The sequence below is a fragment of the uncultured Intestinibacter sp. genome, assembly GCF_902468165.1.
In the GTDB taxonomy this organism is placed as follows: domain Bacteria; phylum Bacillota; class Clostridia; order Peptostreptococcales; family Peptostreptococcaceae; genus Intestinibacter.
Map to the genome: position 1 here is coordinate 1 of NZ_CABQXJ010000017.1, position 18,993 is coordinate 18,993.

Annotated in this window: 34 protein-coding genes; all 34 read left to right on the top strand. The window is 32.4% G+C overall.

Features of this window, described 5'->3' with window-relative positions; genetic code table 11:
- Positions 1–454: 454 nt before the first annotated feature.
- Positions 455–766, top strand: a complete 312-nt coding sequence (rpsJ, locus tag RDX53_RS04765) for a 30S ribosomal protein S10 (RefSeq protein ID WP_007285285.1) — start codon at positions 455–457, stop codon at positions 764–766.
- 108 nt (positions 767–874) lie between these two features.
- Entirely contained in the window at positions 875–1,504 is a 630-nt protein-coding gene (gene rplC, locus RDX53_RS04770; protein ID WP_195929248.1) for a 50S ribosomal protein L3, read from the top strand.
- Between the two features lie 29 nt (positions 1,505–1,533).
- Positions 1,534–2,157: a 50S ribosomal protein L4 gene (rplD, locus tag RDX53_RS04775; RefSeq protein WP_195929250.1), complete on the top strand. Its 624-nt coding sequence runs from the start codon at positions 1,534–1,536 to the stop codon at positions 2,155–2,157.
- A 1-nt stretch (position 2,158) separates the two neighbouring features.
- Positions 2,159–2,449: a 50S ribosomal protein L23 gene (rplW, locus tag RDX53_RS04780; protein WP_195929252.1), complete on the top strand. Its 291-nt coding sequence runs from the start codon at positions 2,159–2,161 to the stop codon at positions 2,447–2,449.
- Between the two features lie 29 nt (positions 2,450–2,478).
- On the top strand, positions 2,479–3,309 hold the full coding sequence (rplB, locus tag RDX53_RS04785; protein WP_195929254.1) for a 50S ribosomal protein L2: 831 nt from the start codon (positions 2,479–2,481) through the stop codon (positions 3,307–3,309).
- 61 nt (positions 3,310–3,370) lie between these two features.
- Entirely contained in the window at positions 3,371–3,652 is a 282-nt protein-coding gene (gene rpsS, locus RDX53_RS04790; protein WP_195929256.1) for a 30S ribosomal protein S19, read from the top strand.
- 31 nt (positions 3,653–3,683) lie between these two features.
- Entirely contained in the window at positions 3,684–4,019 is a 336-nt protein-coding gene (gene rplV / locus RDX53_RS04795) for a 50S ribosomal protein L22 (protein ID WP_195929265.1), read from the top strand.
- A gap of 18 nt (positions 4,020–4,037) precedes the next feature.
- Complete coding sequence (gene rpsC, locus RDX53_RS04800; protein WP_195929266.1) at positions 4,038–4,829, top strand: 30S ribosomal protein S3; 792 nt, start codon at positions 4,038–4,040, stop codon at positions 4,827–4,829.
- Positions 4,830–4,863: 34 nt separating this feature from the next.
- On the top strand, positions 4,864–5,295 hold the full coding sequence (rplP, locus tag RDX53_RS04805) for a 50S ribosomal protein L16 (protein WP_022070621.1): 432 nt from the start codon (positions 4,864–4,866) through the stop codon (positions 5,293–5,295).
- A 1-nt stretch (position 5,296) separates the two neighbouring features.
- Entirely contained in the window at positions 5,297–5,500 is a 204-nt protein-coding gene (gene rpmC, locus RDX53_RS04810) for a 50S ribosomal protein L29 (RefSeq protein ID WP_007285294.1), read from the top strand.
- Between the two features lie 22 nt (positions 5,501–5,522).
- Positions 5,523–5,777: a 30S ribosomal protein S17 gene (rpsQ, locus tag RDX53_RS04815; protein WP_022070620.1), complete on the top strand. Its 255-nt coding sequence runs from the start codon at positions 5,523–5,525 to the stop codon at positions 5,775–5,777.
- 24 nt (positions 5,778–5,801) lie between these two features.
- The gene (gene rplN, locus RDX53_RS04820; RefSeq protein WP_007285296.1) at positions 5,802–6,170 is read left to right on the top strand and encodes a 50S ribosomal protein L14; all 369 of its coding nucleotides are present in this window, start codon (positions 5,802–5,804) and stop codon (positions 6,168–6,170) included.
- A gap of 24 nt (positions 6,171–6,194) precedes the next feature.
- Positions 6,195–6,500, top strand: coding sequence for a 50S ribosomal protein L24 (gene rplX / locus RDX53_RS04825; protein ID WP_195929319.1), 306 nt, complete (start codon positions 6,195–6,197; stop codon positions 6,498–6,500).
- A gap of 30 nt (positions 6,501–6,530) precedes the next feature.
- Complete coding sequence (rplE, locus tag RDX53_RS04830; RefSeq protein WP_007285298.1) at positions 6,531–7,073, top strand: 50S ribosomal protein L5; 543 nt, start codon at positions 6,531–6,533, stop codon at positions 7,071–7,073.
- Positions 7,074–7,091: 18 nt separating this feature from the next.
- Entirely contained in the window at positions 7,092–7,277 is a 186-nt protein-coding gene (locus RDX53_RS04835; RefSeq protein WP_007285299.1) for a type Z 30S ribosomal protein S14, read from the top strand.
- 32 nt (positions 7,278–7,309) lie between these two features.
- Complete coding sequence (gene rpsH, locus RDX53_RS04840; protein WP_007285300.1) at positions 7,310–7,708, top strand: 30S ribosomal protein S8; 399 nt, start codon at positions 7,310–7,312, stop codon at positions 7,706–7,708.
- A 30-nt stretch (positions 7,709–7,738) separates the two neighbouring features.
- Complete coding sequence (rplF, locus tag RDX53_RS04845) at positions 7,739–8,281, top strand: 50S ribosomal protein L6 (RefSeq protein ID WP_007285301.1); 543 nt, start codon at positions 7,739–7,741, stop codon at positions 8,279–8,281.
- Positions 8,282–8,345: 64 nt separating this feature from the next.
- Complete coding sequence (rplR, locus tag RDX53_RS04850; protein ID WP_195929268.1) at positions 8,346–8,714, top strand: 50S ribosomal protein L18; 369 nt, start codon at positions 8,346–8,348, stop codon at positions 8,712–8,714.
- 21 nt (positions 8,715–8,735) lie between these two features.
- Positions 8,736–9,242 (top strand): 30S ribosomal protein S5, encoded by a 507-nt coding sequence (rpsE, locus tag RDX53_RS04855; RefSeq protein ID WP_007285303.1) that lies wholly within the window; start codon positions 8,736–8,738, stop codon positions 9,240–9,242.
- A gap of 14 nt (positions 9,243–9,256) precedes the next feature.
- Entirely contained in the window at positions 9,257–9,442 is a 186-nt protein-coding gene (rpmD, locus tag RDX53_RS04860) for a 50S ribosomal protein L30 (RefSeq protein ID WP_007285304.1), read from the top strand.
- A 34-nt stretch (positions 9,443–9,476) separates the two neighbouring features.
- Entirely contained in the window at positions 9,477–9,920 is a 444-nt protein-coding gene (gene rplO / locus RDX53_RS04865; RefSeq protein ID WP_195929270.1) for a 50S ribosomal protein L15, read from the top strand.
- A gap of 38 nt (positions 9,921–9,958) precedes the next feature.
- Complete coding sequence (gene secY, locus RDX53_RS04870) at positions 9,959–11,227, top strand: preprotein translocase subunit SecY (RefSeq protein ID WP_307993772.1); 1,269 nt, start codon at positions 9,959–9,961, stop codon at positions 11,225–11,227.
- A 15-nt stretch (positions 11,228–11,242) separates the two neighbouring features.
- The gene (locus RDX53_RS04875) at positions 11,243–11,890 is read left to right on the top strand and encodes an adenylate kinase (RefSeq protein WP_195929274.1); all 648 of its coding nucleotides are present in this window, start codon (positions 11,243–11,245) and stop codon (positions 11,888–11,890) included.
- 3 nt (positions 11,891–11,893) lie between these two features.
- A complete protein-coding gene (gene map, locus RDX53_RS04880; protein WP_195929276.1) occupies positions 11,894–12,640 on the top strand; it encodes a type I methionyl aminopeptidase in 747 nt (248 codons plus the stop codon).
- A 187-nt stretch (positions 12,641–12,827) separates the two neighbouring features.
- Positions 12,828–13,046, top strand: coding sequence for a translation initiation factor IF-1 (gene infA / locus RDX53_RS04885; RefSeq protein ID WP_007285309.1), 219 nt, complete (start codon positions 12,828–12,830; stop codon positions 13,044–13,046).
- Between the two features lie 30 nt (positions 13,047–13,076).
- On the top strand, positions 13,077–13,190 hold the full coding sequence (gene rpmJ / locus RDX53_RS04890; protein WP_018590391.1) for a 50S ribosomal protein L36: 114 nt from the start codon (positions 13,077–13,079) through the stop codon (positions 13,188–13,190).
- Between the two features lie 149 nt (positions 13,191–13,339).
- Positions 13,340–13,711: a 30S ribosomal protein S13 gene (gene rpsM, locus RDX53_RS04895; protein ID WP_007285310.1), complete on the top strand. Its 372-nt coding sequence runs from the start codon at positions 13,340–13,342 to the stop codon at positions 13,709–13,711.
- Positions 13,712–13,737: 26 nt separating this feature from the next.
- Positions 13,738–14,136, top strand: a complete 399-nt coding sequence (gene rpsK, locus RDX53_RS04900) for a 30S ribosomal protein S11 (RefSeq protein WP_007285311.1) — start codon at positions 13,738–13,740, stop codon at positions 14,134–14,136.
- 18 nt (positions 14,137–14,154) lie between these two features.
- Complete coding sequence (gene rpsD / locus RDX53_RS04905) at positions 14,155–14,775, top strand: 30S ribosomal protein S4 (RefSeq protein WP_195929286.1); 621 nt, start codon at positions 14,155–14,157, stop codon at positions 14,773–14,775.
- Between the two features lie 74 nt (positions 14,776–14,849).
- Positions 14,850–15,797: a DNA-directed RNA polymerase subunit alpha gene (locus tag RDX53_RS04910; RefSeq protein ID WP_195929288.1), complete on the top strand. Its 948-nt coding sequence runs from the start codon at positions 14,850–14,852 to the stop codon at positions 15,795–15,797.
- Positions 15,798–15,817: 20 nt separating this feature from the next.
- Positions 15,818–16,159: a 50S ribosomal protein L17 gene (gene rplQ, locus RDX53_RS04915; RefSeq protein ID WP_195929290.1), complete on the top strand. Its 342-nt coding sequence runs from the start codon at positions 15,818–15,820 to the stop codon at positions 16,157–16,159.
- Positions 16,160–16,417: 258 nt separating this feature from the next.
- Entirely contained in the window at positions 16,418–17,251 is an 834-nt protein-coding gene (locus RDX53_RS04920) for an energy-coupling factor transporter ATPase (protein WP_195929292.1), read from the top strand.
- On the top strand, positions 17,239–18,105 hold the full coding sequence (locus RDX53_RS04925) for an energy-coupling factor transporter ATPase (protein WP_195929294.1): 867 nt from the start codon (positions 17,239–17,241) through the stop codon (positions 18,103–18,105). The genes RDX53_RS04920 and RDX53_RS04925 overlap by 13 nt, the downstream gene beginning before the upstream one ends.
- Positions 18,099–18,926: an energy-coupling factor transporter transmembrane protein EcfT gene (locus tag RDX53_RS04930; RefSeq protein ID WP_195929296.1), complete on the top strand. Its 828-nt coding sequence runs from the start codon at positions 18,099–18,101 to the stop codon at positions 18,924–18,926. Before RDX53_RS04925 ends, RDX53_RS04930 begins: the two co-directional genes overlap by 7 nt.
- Positions 18,927–18,993 lie beyond the last annotated feature (67 nt).

The following is an 18,993-nucleotide window of genomic DNA, read 5'->3' on the forward strand; positions in this document are numbered from 1 at the left end:
GGTAGAACAGTAGCATCTGGTGTTGTAGCATCTATAATAGAATAATCTATAATAGATTAATTAATTTTTCAAAACACGCATAATAAAATAAACAATTGAGGGGAGGACTTAGGTTTTCCCCTTTTTATTTTAAGGAAATAATTTTAAGTTATTGACAATATAATTTAAAGATTGTATACTGAATAAGGCTTTTAAATTACAAATAAAGTTTCTTCTGAACTTAAGATTTAGCAAAAGATTTGGTAAAAAAAATAAACTAAATAAATTAAAAAAAGTCTTGAAAAACTAAGAAGAATAATATAAAATATAATAGTGTGCTTGAGAGATACGAAAAACAAAATCCAAATTTAATTATTATATCGTTTAAATTTTAGGTTTAAGTTTACAGAACACCCGGAACTGTGTATCGGTATTAATGATTAAGTTTAAATGTTAAAAAAGGAGGGAAACAAAAATGGCTAAAAATGAAAAAATAAGAATAAGATTAAAGTCATATGATCACAAATTATTAGATTTTTCAGCTGGAAAAATAGTTGAAACTGCTAAAAAAGCTGGATCACAAGTTTCAGGACCTGTGCCACTACCAACTGAAAAACAAGTTGTGACAATATTAAGAGCTGTTCACAAATATAAAGATTCTAGAGAACAGTTCGAAATAAGAACTCATAAGAGATTAATAGACATAACTAGTCCAACACCTAAAACTGTAGACTCATTAATGAGATTAGATTTACCAGCTGGTGTAGACATAGAAATAAAATTATAATATCTACATTATAATATAAAACACCTAAGATACGGTCCTATAAGGTAGTTATCTTAGAATGATTACCGCTTTTGGTAATCCGCTGTAAGAATTATAGGAGGTGCTAATATGAAAGGAATATTAGGAAAAAAAATAGGTATGACTCAAATATTCACTGAACATGGTGAAGTAATACCTGTAACAGTAGTTGAAGCAGGTCCAGTAGTTGTTACTCAAGTTAAAACAACTGAAAATGATGGATACACTGCTATACAAGTTGGTTTCGGAGATGCTAAAGAAAAATCTTTAAACAAACCACAAAAAGGTCACTTAGCTGCTGCTAACACATTAAAAAAACATTTAAAAGAATTTAGAGTAGACTCTGTAGAAGGATATACAGTTGGACAAGAAATAAAAGCTGATTTATTCGCTGCAGGTGAATTAATAGATGTTACTGGAATAAGTAAAGGTAAAGGATTCCAAGGTCCAATAAAAAGACATGGACAATCAAGAGGTCCTGAAACTCACGGTTCTAGATACCACAGAAGACCAGGTTCAATGGGAGCTTGTTCTTACCCAGGTAGAGTTTTCAAAAACAAAAAATTAGCTGGACACATGGGTAGCGTTAAAGTTACAGTTCAAAACTTAGAAGTAGTAAGAGTTGACGCTGACAAAAACTTTATATTAGTAAAAGGTGCTATACCAGGAGCTAAAGGTTCAGTAGTAACAATAAAAGAAGCAGTTAAAGCTTCTAAATAATTGACTAACCTAAGAAAGGAGGAATCACAATGCCAAAATTAAACGTATTAAATATACAAGGACAAAATGTTGGTGAAATAGAATTATCAGATGCTGTATTCGGTGTTGAAGTGAATGAGCATGTATTATACGAAGTTGTAAAAAACCAACTTGCTAATAAAAGACAAGGTACTCAATCTGCTAAAACTAGAGCAGAAGTTAGAGGTGGCGGAAGAAAACCTTGGAGACAAAAAGGAACAGGTAGAGCTAGACAAGGTTCTATAAGAGCTGTACAATGGATAGGTGGAGGAGTTGCTTTCGCACCAAAACCAAGAAGCTACAGATACACATTACCAAAGAAAGTTAGAAGATTAGCTATGAAGAGTGCTTTAACTTCTAAAGTTCAAGCTAACGAAATGATAGTATTAGATGCTTTAACAATGGAAGCACCTAAAACTAAAGAGTTCGCTACAATATTAAAAAATGTAAATGCTGCTAAAAAAGCTTTAGTAGTAATGGCTGAAAAGAACGAAAACGTAATAAAATCAGCTGCTAATATACCAAACGTTGAAACTGCATTAGTTAACACTATAAATGTTTATGACATATTAAAATATGATTCATTCATAATAACTACTGATGCTGTTAAAAAAGTGGAGGAGGTGTACGCATAAAATGACTAATCCACATGATATAGTTATAAGACCAATAGTTACTGAACAAAGTATGGCTGATATGGCTGACAAAAAATACACTTTTGTAGTTCAAAAAGGAGCTAACAAAACTGAAATAAAAAAAGCAGTAGAATCAATATTCGGAGTAGATGTAGAAAAAGTTAATACATTAAACTACGATGGAAAAGTTAAAAGAATGGGTAGAAGCATAGGAAAAACTGCTAGCTACAAAAAAGCAGTAGTTAAATTAACTGCTGAAAGTAAAGAAATAGAATTTTTCCAAGGTATGTAATACTTAAGAAATAAAGGAGGGAAAATAAGATGGCTATTAAAAAATTTAAACCAACTTCTCCTGCCTTAAGAGAAATGACAGTTTTTATATCTGATGAAGTTACAACTAACCAACCAGAAAAATCTCTTTTAGTACCTTTAAAGAAGAATTCTGGGAGAAACGTTCACGGAAAAATAACTGTTCGTCACAGAGGTGGAGGAAACAGAAGAAAATACAGAATAATAGATTTTAAAAGAAATAAAGATGGTATTCCAGCAAAAGTTGCTACAATAGAATACGATCCAAACAGAACTGCTAATATAGCATTATTAAACTACGCAGATGGTGAGAAAAGATATATACTTGCTCCAGTAGGTATAAAAGTAGGAGATACTTTATTATCTGGACCAACTGCTGATATAAAACCAGGTAATGCATTAGCATTAAAAAACATGCCAGTAGGTACTGTAGTTCACAACATAGAGTTAAAAGCTGGAAAAGGCGCTCAATTAGTTAGATCTGCAGGTGTTTCAGCTCAATTAATGGCTAAAGAAGGAAACAAAGCATTATTAAGATTACCATCTGGTGAAATGAGATATGTATCAATAGAATGTAAAGCTACTATAGGACAAGTAGGTAACGTAGAACACGCTAACGAAACTATAGGTAAAGCAGGTAGAAAAAGACATATGGGTATCAGACCTACAGTAAGAGGTTCTGTAATGAACCCTAACGACCATCCACACGGTGGTGGGGAAGGTAGATCTCCAATAGGTAGACCATCTCCAGTAACTCCATGGGGTAAACCAGCTCTTGGATACAAAACTAGAAAGAAAAATAAAGCATCTAATAAATTAATAGTTTCAAGAAGAACTAAATAGTAGATGACGAAACAATAGATTTTAAATAGAAATTTATTTTACTCGGGAAGGAGGAAATTAAATGTCAAGATCAACTAAAAAAGGACCTTTTGTTCACCCTAGACTTCTTAAAAAAATAGAAGCTATGAACGAAAGCGGAAGCAAAGAAGTTATAAAAACTTGGTCAAGAAGTTCAACTATATTCCCTCAAATGGTAGAGCACACTATAGCTGTACATGACGGAAGAAGACATATTCCTGTATATATAACAGAAGATATGGTAGGACACAAATTAGGAGAATTTGTTCCAACAAGAACTTTCAAAGGTCACAAAGATGACGAAAAAGGAAATAAGAGAAAATAATTAAATCCTGACTAGGAAAGGAGGAAGAACGATGGAAGCAAGATCAATCGCAAAATATGTACGTGTATCTCCAAGAAAAGCAGGTCAAGTATGCTCTCTTGTAAGAGGTAAAAACGTTGATGAAGCTTTAGCAATATTAAAATTCACTCCTAGAGGAGCAGCTGATATAATAGCTAAAGTAGTAAAATCAGCAAAAGCTAATGCTGAAAATAACCATGAAATGGATGCAGATAAATTATACGTAGCATCAATAGTTGCTAATCAAGGACCAACAATAAAAAGATTTATGCCTAGAGCACAAGGTCGTGCAACTATGATAAGAAAAAGAACTTCTCACATAGAGGTTGTTTTAAAAGAAAGACAATAAGAGATAGGAGGGAAATAAATGGGACAAAAGGTTAACCCACACGGACTAAGAGTCGGTGTTATAAAAGATTGGGATTCAAGATGGTTCACTACTGATAAAAAAGAGTTCGGAAGTTTATTATTAGAAGACCACCAAATAAGAACATTCTTAAAAGAAAGATTATACGTTGCTGGTGTTGCTAAAATAGAAATAGAAAGATCAGCAAACAAAATAAGAATAGATCTTCATGTTGCTAAACCAGGTGTGGTTATAGGTGCAGCTGGAGCTAAAATAGAAGCTTTAAAAGCTGAATTAGAAAAAATGACTAAGAAAACTGTTATAGTTAATATAATAGAAGTTAAAGGAATAGACAGAAATGCTCAATTAGTAGCTGAAAACATAGCATTAGCTATCGAAAGAAGGGTAGCTTTCAGAAGAGCTATGAAACAAGCTGTACAAAGAGCTTTAAAATCTGGTGCAAAAGGTATAAAAGTTGCTGCATCTGGTAGATTAGGTGGAGCAGAAATGGCTAGAACTGAAGGTTATAGCGAAGGAAATGTACCTCTTCAAACTTTAAGATCTGATATAGATTACGGTTTCGCAGAAGCTGATACTACTTATGGTAAAATAGGTATAAAAGTTTGGATATGCAATGGGGAAGTATTACCAACTAGAAATGGTGTAAACCCTAGAGAAGAAAGAAAAGACAACAGAAGAGACAGAAGAGATAACAAGAGAAGAGATAACAGAAGAGATAACAATAGAAGAAATTCTAGAGGAAACGATAGAGCTAGAGGACAAAGACCTCAAAGATCTGAAAAAAATAATTAATCAAAGTTAGCTTCAAGGAAGGAGGAGAAATCTCATGTTAATGCCAAAGAGAGTAAAACGTCGTAGAGTTCATAGAGGAAGAATGACTGGAAAGGCTCAAAAAGGTAACACAGTTACTTACGGAGAATACGGACTAGTTGCTTTAGAACCATCTTGGATAACTTCTAATCAAATAGAAGCTGCCAGAATCGCGATGACAAGATATATAAAAAGAGGCGGGAAAGTTTGGATAAAAATATTCCCTCATAAACCAGTAACAAGAAAACCAGCTGAAACTCGTATGGGTGCTGGGAAAGGTTCTCCAGAATATTGGGTAGCCGTAGTTAAACCAGGAAGAGTAATGTTTGAGTTAGCAGGTGTTCCTGAAGAAAAAGCTAGAGAAGCAATGAGACTAGCAGCTCACAAACTTCCTATAAAATGTAAATTTGTGAAAAAAGAAGATTTAGATGTAAAGGGTGGTGAATAGGATGAAAGCTAAAGAGTTAAGAGATTTAAAAAGCGAAGAGCTAATAGTTAAATTAAATGACTTCAAAAGTGAATTATTTAGCTTAAGATTCCAATTAGCTACTGGTCAATTAGAAAATACAGCAAGAATAAAAATGGTTAAAAAAGATATTGCAAGAGTTAAAACTATCCTTGCTGAAAGAAAGTTAAACGAAACTAGAGCTTAATTTGGAAAGGAGGCTTTTAAACATGGAAAGAGGAAGAAGAAAAGTAAGAATAGGCCGTGTTGTAAGTAATAAAATGGACAAAACAATAGTTGTTGCTGTTGAAGATTTCGTACGTCATGAATTATACAACAAACCTGTTAAAAGAACTAAAAAGTTTAAGGCACACGACGAAAATAACGAATGTAGAATCGGAGATAGAGTAAAAATAATGGAAACTAGACCTTTATCAAAAGATAAAAGATTTAGACTAGTTGAAGTTGTTGAAAAAGTTAAGTAGTTTTTTTGAAAAGGAGGGATTACTATGGTACAACAAGAGACACGCTTAAAAGTTGCTGACAATTCTGGTGCAAAAGAATTACTATGTATACGTGTACTAGGCGGAAGTAAAAGAAAATATGGTAACGTAGGTGACGTAATAGTTGCTACAGTTAAAAGTGCAACACCTGGTGGAGTTGTAAAAAAAGGAAAAGTAGTTAAAGCTGTTATAGTAAGAAGTAAAAAAGGCATTAAACGTAATGACGGAAGTTATATAGCGTTCGATGAAAATGCTGCAGTTATAATAAAAGATGATAAAACTCCAGTAGGAACTCGTATATTCGGGCCTGTTGCTAGAGAGTTAAGAGATCATGAATTCATGAAAATAGTTTCTCTTGCTCCAGAAGTACTATAATAAGGAGGTGCAATAGGAGACATGATGCGCGTTAAGAAAGATGACACAGTTGTAGTTATAGCTGGTAAAGATAAAGGTAAAAAAGGTAAAGTTGTTGCTGTTTTACCAAAACAAAACAGAGTAGTTGTTGAAGGTGTTAACATAATGACTAAACACCAAAAACCAACTGCAGTTAATCCACAAGGTGGAATAATAAACAAAGAAGCTCCAATTCATATATCTAACGTAATGCCACTTGATCCAGAAACTGGAAAAGGAACTAGAGTTAGATTCGAAATGAAAGATGGAAAAAAAGTAAGAGTAGCAGTTAAGAGCGGAAAAGAAATATAATACAATATAACTCGAAAGGAGGGACCGTAAATGACTTCTAGATTACAAGAAAAATACATGAAAGAAGTTGCTCCTGCGTTAATGGAGAAATTTAATTACAAAAACGTAATGGAAATACCTAAAATAGATAAAATAGTTATCAACATGGGTATAGGTGACGCTAAAGAAAATCCAAAAGGATTAGAAAAAGCTGTTGAAGAAATGGAACTTATAGCAGGTCAAAAACCAGTTATAACAAGAGCTAAAAAATCAGTAGCTAACTTCAAATTAAGAGAAGGTATGCCAATAGGTGCAAAAGTTACTTTAAGACAAGATAAAATGTACTATTTCATGGATAAATTAGTATCAGTTACTTTACCAAGAGTTAGAGACTTCAGAGGTATAAATCCAAATGCTTTTGATGGTAGAGGAAACTATGCTTTAGGAATAAAAGAACAATTAATATTCCCAGAAATAGAGTATGATAAAGTAGACAAAGTAAGAGGAATGGATATAATATTCGTTACTACAGCTAAATCAGATGAGGAAGCTAGAGAATTACTAAAATTATTAGGAATGCCATTTTCAAAATAATAAAAAGGAGGGATTCCAGTGGCTAGAAAAGCAATGGTTGTAAAACAACAAAAGAAACAAAAATATAAAACTAGAGAATACACTAGATGTTCTATATGTGGTAGACCACATTCAGTTTTAAGAAGCTTTGGTATATGCCGTATATGCTTTAGAGAATTAGCTTACAAAGGACAAATACCTGGTGTAAGAAAAGCAAGTTGGTAGAATTTGCCCAAATATGAAAGGAGGTTTTCAATATGACAATGACAGATCCAATTGCAGATATGCTTACTCGTATAAGAAATGCAAATACTGTTAAGCATGAAACTGTTGATGTTCCAGCTTCTAACATAAAGAAAGAAATAGTAAGAATCTTATTAGAAGAAGGTTTCGTTAGAGGTTATGATGTTATAGAAGATGAAAAACAAGGAATAATAAGAATACAATTAAAGTACGGACAAGCAGGAGAGAGAGTTATACAAGGTATAAAAAGAATCTCTAAACCTGGTATGAGAGTTTATACAAACGCTTATGAAATACCTAAAGTATTAAACGGATTAGGTATATCAATAATATCTACTTCAAAAGGGATATTAACTGATAAACAAGCAAGAAAAGAAAATGTTGGTGGAGAAGTTATCTGCTACGTTTGGTAATAATATTAAAGGAAGCAAGGAGGTGTAACTATGTCAAGAATAGGTTTAAAACCAATAACAGTACCTGCAGGTGTAGAAGTTACTATAGCTGAAGGTAATCACGTTACTGTAAAAGGACCAAAAGGTACTTTAGAAAAACAGTTCGACGCTGCTTTAACAATAACTAAAGAAGGCGACGTTATAACAGTTGCTAGACCAACAAACAACAAACAACATAGATCATTACACGGATTAACTAGAACGTTAATAAACAATATGATAACTGGTGTTAATGCTGGTTTCGAAAAGAAATTAGAATTAGTTGGTGTTGGATACAGAGCACAAAAACAAGGAAATAAATTAGTTATGAACTTAGGATTCTCACATCCAGTAGAAATGGAAGATCCAGAAGGTATAACTGTAGAAGTTCCAAATCAAACTGAATTAGTAGTAAAAGGTATAGACAAACAATTAGTTGGTAACTACGCTGCTAAAATAAGAGATTGGAGAAAACCAGAACCATACAAAGGTAAAGGTATAAAATACGCTGGTGAATATATAAGACGTAAAGAAGGTAAAACTGGTAAAAAATAGGTAGAACCTAAAGTTTAACCAAAATAAAGTTGAACCAAATATAAGGTTGAAAGGAGTGAGCTCAGTGTTAAAGAAAGCTGATAAAAACGCTAAAAGACTTCAAAGACATAAGAGAGTTCGTAGAAAAGTGTTCGGAACACCTCAAAGACCAAGATTATGTGTATTTAGAAGTTCAAACAATATATATGCTCAAATAATAGATGACACAAATAGAGTAACTCTTGTTGCTGCATCTTCATTAGATGAAGCTGTTAAGGGTGCTGTTAATCATACAGGAAATAAAGAAGCAGCTAAATTAGTTGGCGAAATGGTAGCTAAAAAAGCTGTTGAAAAAGGAATCACTGAAGTAGTATTCGACAGAGGCGGATATATATATCATGGAAGAATAAAAGAATTAGCTGAAGGTGCAAGAGAAGCTGGTCTTAAATTCTAATAAAAGAGGAGGGAAGAAGGCATGCGTCGTAAACTTATAGATGCTAGACAACTAGACTTACAAGAAAGAGTTGTTGAGGTAAGACGTGTTACTAAAGTTGTTAAAGGTGGTAGAAACTTTAGATTCGCAGCTTTAGTAGTAGTTGGAGATGAAAACGGACACGTTGGTATAGGTACTGGAAAAGCAATGGAAGTTCCAGATGCTATAAAAAAAGCAGCAGAAGATGCTAAAAAGAATCTTATCAGAGTACCAATAGTTGGTACAACTATTCCTCACGAAGTAATCGGACACTTCGGTGCTGGGAAAATAATAATAATGCCTGCTCAAGAAGGTACAGGAATCATCGCTGGTGGTGCTGCAAGAACTGTATTAGAATTATCAGGATTAAAAGATGTTAGAGCTAAATCTTTAGGATCTAAAAATCCAAGAAATATGGTTAATGCTGCTATAGAAGGATTAAGTTCTTTAAAAACAGCTGAAGATGTAGCTAGACTTAGAGGTAAAAAAGTAGAAGATCTTTTAGGATAAGGAGGTAGTGTGAAATGGCTAAATTACAAATAAAATTAGTTAGAAGTACAATAGGGACTACTCCTAAACAAAAAAAGAATGTTGAAGCTTTAGGATTAAGAAGAAGAGAACAAGTAGTTGTTAAAGAAGATAATGCCCAAATGAGAGGTATGATCGCAAAAGTTGCTCACTTAGTTGAAGTAACTGAAATAGCTGAATAATAATAGATAAGGAATAAAGAAGGAGGTGCAATCCATGAAACTACATGAGTTAAAACCTGCTCAAGGTGCAGTAAAATCTAGAAAAAGATTAGGTAGAGGTACTGCTACAGGTCAAGGTAAAACTGCAGGACGTGGACAAAAAGGTCAAAAATCTCGTTCAGGCGGTGGAGTAAGAGTTGGATTCGAAGGTGGACAAATGCCACTAGCTAGAAGACTTCCTAAGAGAGGTTTCAAAAATCCATTCAGAAAAATATACACAGAAGTTAACGTTGAACTTTTAAATAGATTTGAAAATGGTACAGAAATAACTGCAGAATTATTAAAATCTACAGGTGCTATAAGTAAAATAGAAAAAGACGGAGTAAAAATATTAGGAGAAGGAACTCTTGAGAAAGCTGTAACAGTTAAAGCTGCTAAGTTCACTGCTTCAGCTCAAGAAAAAATCGAAAAAGCTGGAGGAAAAGCAGAATTAGTATAATATCTGTTCTTTCAAAAGTTACAGGTGGGTGATATTACGTGCTATCAAAGATAAAACAATCTTGGAAAGTAAAAGATGTAAGAAGAAGAATCTTATATACCCTAATGATGATTCTAATATTTAGAATAGGTACCACAATACCAGTTCCTGATGTAAACACAAGTATTATTAGTCGTTTAGTAAGTGGTAATAGCTTACTAGCTCTATATAATATGTTCACAGGAGGAGCATTTAGTAACTTTACACTATTTGCTCTAGGTATAGGGCCTTATATCACTGCTTCAATCATAATACAACTTTTAACAGTAGGTTTCGACAGTTTGAAAGAACTTCAGAAATCTGGTGAAGAAGGTAGAAAGAAGATGAATATGTACACTAAATATACAGCATTAGTATTAGCAATAATACAAGCTGTAGGTATAACTCTAGGAGTTATAAAGAGTGCATTGACATCAGACAGTATTTTCTCTATTGCTACAGTTATCATGACATTAGTTTCAGCAAGTATGATATTAATGTGGATGGGTGATAGAATAACTGAAAAAGGACTAGGAAACGGAAGTTCTATCATTATATTTGTTGGTATTATCTCAAGAATACCTTCAGATTTAATAAGTGTAGTAAAATCAGTTCAATCTGGTACATTAGTATTATGGTTAGCTATAGTATTAGCTGTAATAATGTTAGTAACTATCGCTTTAGTTACATTTATTAACGAGGCGGTAAGAAAAATACCAGTACAATATGCTAAAAAAGTTGTTGGAAGAAAGTTATATGGAGGTCAAAACTCTCATATACCAATGAAAGTAAATCAATCAGGGGTTATGCCAATAATCTTTGCTAGTTCACTTTTAGCATTTCCACAAACAATAGCATTATTTATGGGCAAAAATGCCCAAAATTTTGTTTCCACTTACTTAAGCACATCTGGTGATATAGGATTTTGGATTTATAGATCACTAGAAGTTCTATTAATAGTATTTTTCTCTTATTTTTATACTACAATATCATTCAATGTGGACGATATTGCTGAAAATATGAAAAATAATGGTGGATTCATACCAGGAATAAGACCTGGTAGACCTACAGTAGATTACTTAAGCAAAATACTATCTAGAATAACTCTTGCGGGAGCTTTATTCTTAGCAGTAATAGCAATGATACCAGCATTCACAGTACACTTTATGAGTGTAAACATGAGTTTAGCAGGTACATCAATACTAATCGTTGTAGGGGTAGCACTTGAGCTTAAGAGACAGTTAGAGTCACACCTAGTTATGAGAAGTTATCAAGGATTTTTAAAATAAATTGGAGATGATTAAATGAGACTAATATTATTAGGACCTCCTGGTGCTGGAAAAGGAACTCAAGCAGCAGGGATAGTTGAAAAATACAAAATACCTCATATATCAACAGGAGATATATTTAGACAAAATATAAAAGAGGGAACAGACCTTGGAAAGAAAGCTAAAGAATATATGGATCAAGGTTTATTAGTTCCAGACGAACTAACAGTTGGTCTAGTAACTGATAGAATATCACAACCTGATTGTGGTAATGGATTCATGTTAGATGGATTTCCAAGAAATGTATCTCAAGCAGTACAATTAGATGCATTTCTAAAAGAACATGGTATTGCTTTAGATAAAGTAATAAATATAGAAGTTGATAAAGAAAAGTTAGTTGCAAGAGCTGTAGGTAGAAGAATCTGTAAATCTTGTGGCGCTACTTATCATATAGAATTTAACCCATCTAAAGAAGAAGGCGTTTGTGATATATGTAAAGGAGAACTTTATCAAAGAGCCGACGATAATGAAGAGACAGTTTCAAAAAGAATACAAGTTTACTTAGATGAAACTAAACCATTAGCTGATTATTATTCTAAAGTTGGAATAATAGCAGATATAGATGGTCAACAATCTATAGACAAAGTATTCAACGATATAGTTTCTGCATTAGAAGGCAAATAGATAATGATCAACTTAAAATCTAAAGAAGAAATAGAAATCATGAGAGAGGCAGGCAAAATTGTCGCCGAAACTCATGAATTATTAAAGTCAGCTATAATTCCGGGGGTATCAACTCTAGAGTTAGATACAATAGCTGAAGAGAATATAAGAAAATATAATGCAGTACCATCTTTTAAAGGCTATGGAGGATTCAAAGGAAGTATCTGTGCATCTATCAATAATGAAGTTGTACATGGTATTCCAGGAAACAAAATAGTAAAAGAGGGAGACATTATAAGTATTGATATAGGAGCCTATTATAAAGGATATCATGGTGACGCTGCAAAAACGCATGCTGTCGGTGTAATATCTGAAGACAATAGGAAGTTAATAGAAGTAACACGTCAAAGCTTCTATGAAGGAATAAAGTTTGCAAAAATCGGATACAGACTTTCGGACATCTCACACGCAATACAAACATATGTTGAAAAGAATGGCTTTTCAGTAGTTAGGGACTTGGTTGGTCATGGAGTAGGCACACATCTTCATGAACCACCTGATGTACCTAATTATGGGAAACCAGGAAAAGGACCAAAATTAAAGGCTGGAATGGTTTTAGCTATAGAGCCAATGGTGAATATGGGCAAATTCAATGTCAAATGTCTATCAGATGGATGGACTATTGTTACAATCGATGGGAAAAATTCAGCACACTATGAACATACGATAGTAATTACAGAAAATGAGCCAATTTTGCTAACAAGTCTTTAAATTTAGTCAAATAAATGATATTATAAATAATGCAGGTTTTGAACCTGCTGACATTAAAGTTAAGCACTTGAGTTTAAATTACTTTCAAAAAAGTAATAAAATAGTATAAAATTGTTAATGATACTTTTTAAGAGCTAACTTAATTAAGTCGATTTGCTGACTTATTGAATGGAGGGCTGGTTGTTTAATGGCCAAAAAAGATGTAATAGAATTTGAAGGTACAGTTGTAGAAAACTTACCAAATGCTATGTTTAAAGTTAAATTAGAAAATGGACATGAAGTATTATGCCATTTATCTGGTAAGCTAAGAATGAACTTCATAAGAATTCTTGAAGGTGATAAGGTTAAAATAGAACTTTCACCTTATGATCTTACAAGAGGAAGAATCACTTGGCGTAAGAAGTAGACTAGCGTATAGTCTAAGGAGGGATTAATAATGAAGGTAAGACCATCAGTAAAACCAATGTGTGAAAAATGTAAGATAATCAAAAGAAAAGGTAAAGTAATGGTTATCTGCGAAAATCCAAAGCACAAACAAAAACAAGGATAATATAAAAAATGATAGCATTTACAGTTGTTTTATGCTATAATAGAGAACTGTGATGTTAACAAAAATTGTTAAAAAATAACGAAAAAATAGATACGAAAATATGTAAAAGACTCGGTTTTTTACAGAAAACTAATGTAGGAGGTGCAACTATGGCAAGAATCGCTGGGGTAGATTTACCTAACGAAAAGAGAGCGGAAATAGGCTTAACTTATATATATGGTATAGGTAGAGCAACTGCTAATGAAATATTAGCTAAAGCTGAGATAAATCCTGATACAAGAATAAAAGATTTATCAGAAGAAGAAGTTAATACATTAAGAAGAATCATAGATAATGATTTCTTAGTTGAAGGTGACTTAAGAAGAGAAATCGCATTAAACATAAAAAGATTAAGAGATATAAAATGTTACAGAGGTATAAGACATGCTAAAGGATTACCTCTAAGAGGACAAAAAACTAAGACTAATGCTAGAACTAGAAAAGGTCCTAGAAAAACTGTATCTCGTAAAAAGAAAAAATAATAAATAGATAGGAGGGAAATCGAGAAATGGCTAAACCAAAAAAGAAAGCAACACGTGTAAGAAGAAGAGAACGTAAAAATATAGATCGTGGACATGCACATATACAATCAACTTTTAATAATACAATAGTTACTTTAACTGACGTTCATGGAAATGCTATATCATGGGCATCTTCAGGACAATTAGGATTTAAAGGATCAAGAAAATCAACTCCATTTGCTTCTCAAATGGCTGCAGAAACTGCTGCTAAAGCTGCAATGGAACACGGTTTAAAAAGTGTAGAAGTATTTGTTAAAGGACCAGGTTCTGGTAGAGAAGCTGCTATAAGAGCTTTACAAGCTACAGGACTTGAAGTAACAATGATAAAAGACGTCACTCCAATACCACACAATGGATGTAGACCACCAAAAAGAAGAAGAGTATAATCATAGGAGGTATAGACAATGGCAAGATATACTGGTGCATCATGTAGACAATGCCGTAGAGAAGGAATGAAATTATTCCTTAAAGGTGATAGATGTTATACAGATAAATGTGCTGTAGTTAAAAGAAACTATGCTCCTGGGCAACACGGACAAGGGAGAAAGAAACTTTCTAACTATGGATTACAATTAAGAGAAAAACAAAAAGTTAAAAGAATATACGGAGTTTTAGAAACTCAATTCAGAAATTTATATGAACGTGCAGAAAAAATGTCAGGTAAAACTGGTGAAAACTTATTATGTCTATTAGAAGAAAGATTAGACAACGTAGTTTTCAGAATGGGATTAGCTAACTCTAGAAAAGAAGCTAGACAATTAGTTACTCATGCACACTTTACTTTAAACGGTAAAAAAGTAGATATACCATCATTAACTGTTAAAGTTGGAGATGTTATAGCTGTTAAAGAAACTTCTAAATCATCAGCTAAATTCAAAGCTCTAGTTGAAGCAAACAAAGTTGCTCCAAACTGGTTAGATGTAAACTTAGAAGAAATGTCTGCTAAAGTAGTTGCATTACCAACTAGAGAAGATATAGATATCGAAATAGCAGAACACTTAATCATAGAACTTTATTCAAAATAATAAGCAGTTTTTAAAAATAATTTTAAAATTGTTTACCCTCAGTGGATTAACAAATTTTAAGGAGGGTTTAGTCCATGATAGAAATAGAAAAACCAAAAGTAGATATAGTTGAGCTTAGCGAAGACTATAGATATGGAAAATTCGTAGTGGAACCTCTAGAGAGAGGCTACGGAATAACTATAGGGAATGCCCTAAGAAGAATATTATTATCATCTTTACCAGGTGTAGCAGTACACTCTATAAAAATAGACGGAGTGTTACATGAGTTCTCTACAATACCAGGTGTAAAAGAAGATGTTACTGAAATAATATTAGCATTAAAAGAACTTTCAGCTACTATTGATGGTGAAGGTAGTAGAACACTTAAAATAGAAGCTCAAGGTCCATGCTCTATCAAAGGATCTGACATAATATGTCCTCCAGACGTTGAAATATTAAGTAAAGATTTACACATCGCTACTTTAGATGATAATGCTAAACTTAATATGGAAATATATGTTGATAAAGGTAGAGGATATGTACCAGCAGAAGAAAATAAAACAGACAATATGCCTATAGGTGTATTACCTGTTGATTCGATATATACTCCCGTTGAAAAAGTTAGCTACCATGTAGAGAATACAAGAGTTGGTCAAAAATCAGATTATGATAAATTAACTCTAGAAGTTATGACTAATGGAAGTATAAATCCTCAAGAAGGAATATCTCTAGCCGCTAAAGTACTTGTTGAGCATTTAAATCTATTCATAGATTTAACTGAACACGTAAGTAACGTAGAAATAATGGTAGAAAAAGAAGAAGATCAAAAAGAAAAAGTTTTAGAAATGACTATAGAAGAATTAGATTTATCAGTTAGATCTTATAACTGTTTAAAAAGAGCGGGAATAAACACAGTTGAAGAATTAGCTAATAAGTCTGAAGATGATATGATGAAGGTTAGAAACCTTGGTAAAAAATCATTAGAAGAAGTAATTCAAAAACTAGAAGAACTTGGATTAGGTCTTAAACCAAGCGAAGAATAATCGACAAAGGAGGGATTGACATGGCTACTTATCGTAAATTAGGTCGTGTGACTTCACACAGAAATCTTATGTTAAGAAACTTAGTAACTGACTTACTAAGAAATGGTAGAATAGAAACTACTGTAACTAGAGCTAAAGAAACTCGTAGAATGGCAGAAAAAATGATAACTCTTGCTAAAAGAGGAGATTTACATGCTAGAAGACAAGTTTTAGCTTACGTTATGGATGAAACTGTTGTAAACAACTTATTCACTGATTTAGCTCCAAAATACGCTGAAAGAAACGGTGGATACACTAGAATAATCAAAAAAGGGCCAAGAAGAGGCGACGCTGCTGAAATGGCATTTATAGAATTAGTATAGTAAATAATAGTTTTATATAGATAAACCCATACTGTTTAGTATGGGTTTTATTTTTTTATACAATAAAATATGAATAGATAGGTTTATACTATGTATATATTAAGTATATAAAATATTTTAATTGTATCCGTAAGAAACAAAAAATATGGAAATACTTTCAAATTAACAGCAATATTTTTAAATTTTTATGGCTAAACTATGTTATAATAATAAACTGTATAAGTTTTTAAACTACTGCTTTATAAAGGAGTATATGAGATGGAAAATATAATAAATGTAAAGGATATGACCTTTGAATATGTAACGATAGATTCTAAATTTAAAGCAATAGATGATTTGAGCTTAGAAGTAAAACAAGGTGAATTTGTTGCAATAATAGGTCATAATGGATCAGGTAAATCAACTTTATCTAAAAATTTAAATGCAATTTTAGTACCAACTCAAGGTGATATTTATATCGATGGTATGAATACAAAAGATGAGTCAAAACTGTGGAATATTAGACAAACTGCAGGAATGGTATTCCAAAATCCAGATAACCAAATAGTAGCAACAATAGTAGAAGAAGATGTTGCGTTTGGTCCAGAAAATCTTGGTGTAGAGCCAACATTAATCAGAGAAAGAGTTGAAGATGCTCTAAAAAGTGTTGGTATTTATGAATTAAAGGATAGACAACCTCATTTATTATCAGGTGGTCAAAAACAAAGGGTTGCAATAGCAGGTATTATAGCTATGAGACCTAAATGTATTATATTTGATGAAGCTACAGCAATGTTAGACCCATCAGGTAGAAAAGAAGTTATGAACGTAATAAAAAAATTAAATAAAGAAGAGAATATTACAACTTTACATATAACCCATTATATGGAAGAAGCTGTCCAAGCTGATAGAGTAGTTGTTGTAGACAAAGGTAAAAAACTATTAGAAGGGACTCCAAAAGAGGTATTTAAAAATGTAGATTTATTAAAGGAAATAGGTCTAGATGTACCTTATATGACAGAACTAGCTAGCCTTTTAAGAGAAGAAGGACTAGATTTAGATGATGACATATTAACAGTGGATGAAATGGTGGATAAATTATGTCAGTTATAGTAAAGAATTTAACTCATATATATGATGAAGGAATGCCTTTTGCAAGCAAGGCTCTTGATGATATTTCTTTTGAGATAAAAGATAATGACTTTGTTGGTTTAATTGGACATACTGGTTCTGGAAAATCAACATTAATACAACATTTAAATGGTTTATTAAAGCCATCTTCTGGTCAAATTATAGTAAATGGTTTTAATATAACAGATAAAGATTTAAATTTAACTGAAATTAGAAAAAGAGTAGGGATAGTTTTTCAATATCCAGAGTATCAATTATTTGAAGAAACTGTAGAAAAAGATATTGCATTTGGTCCAGGAAACTTAGGACTAGATAAAGCTGAAATAAGCAAAAGAGTTAAAAATTCGATGGAAGCAGTTGGACTTGACTACGAAACATATAAAGATAAATCACCATTTGATTTATCAGGTGGTCAAAAACGTAGGGTAGCAATAGCTGGTGTAATAGCTATGAACCCAGAAGTACTTATATTAGATGAACCGACAGCAGGATTAGACCCAGGCGGTAGAGATGAAATATTTAATCTGATTAAAAAATTACATCGTGACAATAATATAACTATAATACTTTCATCACACAGTATGGATGATATGGCAAAACTTGCCCAAACAATAATTGTTATGAATCATGGAAAAATAGAATTTATGGGAACACCTAGAGAAGTCTTCACTTCTCATGCTGACAAACTAAGAGAAATAGGCCTAGATGTGCCTCAAGTATTAGAATTAGCAACTAAATTAAGACAAAAAGGCTTTGATATAAGACCAGACATACTTACAGTAGAGGAAGTCAAAGACGAAATACTAAAAGTTATGAGAGGAAGAAAGAAATGTTAAAAGATATAACTATAGGTCAATATTATCCAGCAAATTCTAAAATCCATAAATTAGATCCAAGAACAAAGATTATAGCAGCAATTATATTTATGATTGCTCTATTCGTAGTAAATCAATTTTGGCCATATGCAATTATATTTGCAATAATAGCAGCTGTAGTTAAGGCATCTGATATCCCTATGAAATATATGATGAAGGGACTAAAGCCTTTAAGATGGATTCTATTATTCACATTTGTAATAAATATGTTTTGTTTACCTGGAGAAGTACTTGTTGTTGGAGGAGTTAAACTTCAATTAGGATTTTTAAAAATTACTGATGCAGGTCTAAGACAAGCGATATTTATGGCTATTAGATTAATATACTTAGTTGTAGGTACATCTTTATTAACACTTACAACATCACCAATACAATTAACAGACGGTATAGAAAGACTTCTATCACCATTTAATAAAATAGGTCTACCAGTACATGAACTAGCAATGATGATGACTATAGCATTACGTTTTATACCAACATTATTAGATGAAACAGATAAAATAATGAAAGCTCAAATGTCTAGAGGGGCTGATTTTGAAAGTAGCAACCTTATAAACAGAGCGAAAAACTTAGTACCATTATTAGTACCATTATTCGTAAGTGCTTTCAGAAGGGCTGACGAATTAGCTATGGCTATGGAAGCTAGATGTTATAGAGGTGGATATAACAGAACAAAAATGAGACAGGCTGTTATTACTACTGCAGATAAAGTAGCATATTTACTTATGATACTATTCTTAGCAGGAAGTATAGCAAGTAGATTTATACACATATTAGTATAATTTAATAAGTAAAACTGTAAATAACAATTATAAAAATTGATTTTTAGATTATGTGATAAAGTATTTT

Bases quoted from the DNA above. Each gene is read 5' to 3' on its own strand.
- rpsE (WP_007285303.1), top strand. From the start codon at position 8,736: ATGCGTCGTAAACTTATAGATGCTAGACAACTAGACTTACAAGAAAGA.
- rplC (WP_195929248.1), top strand. From the start codon at position 875: ATGAAAGGAATATTAGGAAAAAAAATAGGTATGACTCAAATATTCACT.
- rpsD (WP_195929286.1), top strand. From the start codon at position 14,155: ATGGCAAGATATACTGGTGCATCATGTAGACAATGCCGTAGAGAAGGA.
- rplV (WP_195929265.1), top strand. From the start codon at position 3,684: ATGGAAGCAAGATCAATCGCAAAATATGTACGTGTATCTCCAAGAAAA.
- rpsJ (WP_007285285.1), top strand. From the start codon at position 455: ATGGCTAAAAATGAAAAAATAAGAATAAGATTAAAGTCATATGATCAC.
- rpmC (WP_007285294.1), top strand. From the start codon at position 5,297: ATGAAAGCTAAAGAGTTAAGAGATTTAAAAAGCGAAGAGCTAATAGTT.
- rplP (WP_022070621.1), top strand. From the start codon at position 4,864: ATGTTAATGCCAAAGAGAGTAAAACGTCGTAGAGTTCATAGAGGAAGA.
- RDX53_RS04875 (WP_195929274.1), top strand. From the start codon at position 11,243: ATGAGACTAATATTATTAGGACCTCCTGGTGCTGGAAAAGGAACTCAA.
- RDX53_RS04925 (WP_195929294.1), top strand. From the start codon at position 17,239: ATGTCAGTTATAGTAAAGAATTTAACTCATATATATGATGAAGGAATG.
- rplE (WP_007285298.1), top strand. From the start codon at position 6,531: ATGACTTCTAGATTACAAGAAAAATACATGAAAGAAGTTGCTCCTGCG.
- RDX53_RS04930 (WP_195929296.1), top strand. From the start codon at position 18,099: ATGTTAAAAGATATAACTATAGGTCAATATTATCCAGCAAATTCTAAA.
- RDX53_RS04920 (WP_195929292.1), top strand. From the start codon at position 16,418: ATGGAAAATATAATAAATGTAAAGGATATGACCTTTGAATATGTAACG.
- rplO (WP_195929270.1), top strand. From the start codon at position 9,477: ATGAAACTACATGAGTTAAAACCTGCTCAAGGTGCAGTAAAATCTAGA.
- rpsH (WP_007285300.1), top strand. From the start codon at position 7,310: ATGACAATGACAGATCCAATTGCAGATATGCTTACTCGTATAAGAAAT.
- RDX53_RS04910 (WP_195929288.1), top strand. From the start codon at position 14,850: ATGATAGAAATAGAAAAACCAAAAGTAGATATAGTTGAGCTTAGCGAA.
- rplN (WP_007285296.1), top strand. From the start codon at position 5,802: ATGGTACAACAAGAGACACGCTTAAAAGTTGCTGACAATTCTGGTGCA.
- infA (WP_007285309.1), top strand. From the start codon at position 12,828: ATGGCCAAAAAAGATGTAATAGAATTTGAAGGTACAGTTGTAGAAAAC.
- rpsK (WP_007285311.1), top strand. From the start codon at position 13,738: ATGGCTAAACCAAAAAAGAAAGCAACACGTGTAAGAAGAAGAGAACGT.
- rplD (WP_195929250.1), top strand. From the start codon at position 1,534: ATGCCAAAATTAAACGTATTAAATATACAAGGACAAAATGTTGGTGAA.
- rplB (WP_195929254.1), top strand. From the start codon at position 2,479: ATGGCTATTAAAAAATTTAAACCAACTTCTCCTGCCTTAAGAGAAATG.
- rpmJ (WP_018590391.1), top strand. From the start codon at position 13,077: ATGAAGGTAAGACCATCAGTAAAACCAATGTGTGAAAAATGTAAGATA.
- rpsC (WP_195929266.1), top strand. From the start codon at position 4,038: ATGGGACAAAAGGTTAACCCACACGGACTAAGAGTCGGTGTTATAAAA.
- rplX (WP_195929319.1), top strand. From the start codon at position 6,195: ATGCGCGTTAAGAAAGATGACACAGTTGTAGTTATAGCTGGTAAAGAT.
- rplQ (WP_195929290.1), top strand. From the start codon at position 15,818: ATGGCTACTTATCGTAAATTAGGTCGTGTGACTTCACACAGAAATCTT.
- rpsS (WP_195929256.1), top strand. From the start codon at position 3,371: ATGTCAAGATCAACTAAAAAAGGACCTTTTGTTCACCCTAGACTTCTT.
- rplF (WP_007285301.1), top strand. From the start codon at position 7,739: ATGTCAAGAATAGGTTTAAAACCAATAACAGTACCTGCAGGTGTAGAA.
- rpsM (WP_007285310.1), top strand. From the start codon at position 13,340: ATGGCAAGAATCGCTGGGGTAGATTTACCTAACGAAAAGAGAGCGGAA.
- map (WP_195929276.1), top strand. From the start codon at position 11,894: ATGATCAACTTAAAATCTAAAGAAGAAATAGAAATCATGAGAGAGGCA.
- rplW (WP_195929252.1), top strand. From the start codon at position 2,159: ATGACTAATCCACATGATATAGTTATAAGACCAATAGTTACTGAACAA.
- rpmD (WP_007285304.1), top strand. From the start codon at position 9,257: ATGGCTAAATTACAAATAAAATTAGTTAGAAGTACAATAGGGACTACT.
- rpsQ (WP_022070620.1), top strand. From the start codon at position 5,523: ATGGAAAGAGGAAGAAGAAAAGTAAGAATAGGCCGTGTTGTAAGTAAT.